Raw genomic sequence first — 1,435 nt, forward strand, 5'->3', positions numbered from 1 at the left:
GCTTACGCGCCTGCGCAATGGCTGCGTCTGGCGCCAGATACCGGCCTCCATCGGAGAAACTGTCCGAGGTTATGTTGACGATGCCGAAAATGATGAGCGATTTATTCATGGGGGCTTCTATAATAATCTCTGTACACGACAAAAATAGATAACTCATTGAAATAATGTCACAATAATTGTTTTCTAACGACGAATACTATGACACATCTCAATGAGTTATATCTTATCTTAAACAAATCTCTAAAATGGAACAAGTCACATTTAAAGTGCTTTGCGCTCATCATGCTTGTGATTATTTTAAAGCAAACATGTAATCTTTCTTCTGCATCTAAAGCCTTGCCCATCAAGTGTTTACCACAATCATTTTATCGACGTATGCAGCGCTTCTTTGCAGGTCAGTATTTTGATTATCGTCAAATTTCTCAGTGTCATCACCAGAACGATGGTGATGACTACGGCGATCTGACCCCAAAGGATTCGGCCTCCGCGCAATGCAGGCTCCAGTCGGCAAAAGAGACGGAGCCGATCAGAGAGTAGGCAAAATCGGGACGGGCAACAGGAAAGAGGATGCCGGAGGGCTGCCGGATACTATCGGCGGCAAATAGGATGGATCGCCTGTGCCGTTATCGTGCCGGTCGAGTGCCATCCAGGAAACGATTGGGCGAATCGCCGTCACGCTTCATTTTGCCTGCGAGGTTGAGTAGATTTTTCAGTGCGGAGTTGCGATTGAACGGCGACCAGACGGCTGTAAAGGCAACCGGCTCCGGTTCATCGAGGAAGGGCAGGAAGACGATGCCGGTCGTCGGCAACAATGACGTTGCCTCGCCGACGATAGTGATGCCGAAGCCTTGTCCGACCATAGATAGCAGCGTGTCGCGCCCCACATCAAAGCGCCGGATCGACGGTGCGGGCCAACGCCCGGCAAGGCGCAGCACGATATGGTCATGGACCTGCGGGCCGGTGCCACCATAGCGAACAATGAAAGTCTCGCCGACCAGATCGGACCAAGTGATTGCGGACTGCCCGGCGAGGCGATGCCCATCCGATAGCACGGCCACCAGCGGTTCGGTCCAGATCGGTCGGGTATGGCAGTCGGGCATCTCGGGCTTGCCCGCGACGAACACCACGTCGAGCTGGTCAGCACGAAGCTGCATCACCGCATCGCGGGCTGTGCCTTCGGTGATCTCAACCTCAATGCCCGTATGTTCTTCCCGATAATGACGGATCAGCTCCGTGAGAAAGCTGCGTGGGATTAAGGCATGGATGCCGATGCGAAGCCGGCCGTATTCTCCTTGAGCTGTCATGCCTGCGGTCTTCACTGCGTGATCGAGTTGATCGACACCCGCCGTGACACGCTCCATGAAGTGCCTGCCTGCGTCTGTTAGCCGAACGCCCCGCGCATGGCGCTCAAATAGCAGGACACCAAGGTTATCCT

1 protein-coding gene and 2 pseudogenes are annotated in these 1,435 nt (G+C 53.6%); 1 reads left to right on the forward strand and 2 read right to left on the reverse strand.

The features are described from left to right. A pseudogene (locus FTU50_RS15240) lies at nt 1-109 on the reverse strand (dihydropteroate synthase); the annotation flags it as partial. A gap of 89 nt (nt 110-198) precedes the next feature. Here FTU50_RS15240 and FTU50_RS15245 point away from each other — a divergent pair. Beyond that, a pseudogene (locus FTU50_RS15245) lies at nt 199-426 on the forward strand (IS4 family transposase); the annotation flags it as partial. A 197-nt stretch (nt 427-623) separates the two neighbouring features. Here the strand turns inward: FTU50_RS15245 and FTU50_RS15250 are convergent. Next, on the reverse strand, nt 624-1,435 hold an 812-nt coding region (locus FTU50_RS15250), incomplete at its 5' end, for a LysR family substrate-binding domain-containing protein (protein ID WP_159139002.1).

It is taken from the genome of Acinetobacter sp. YH12112, assembly GCF_013418945.1.
Taxonomy (GTDB): Bacteria; Pseudomonadota; Gammaproteobacteria; order Pseudomonadales; family Moraxellaceae; genus Acinetobacter; species Acinetobacter indicus.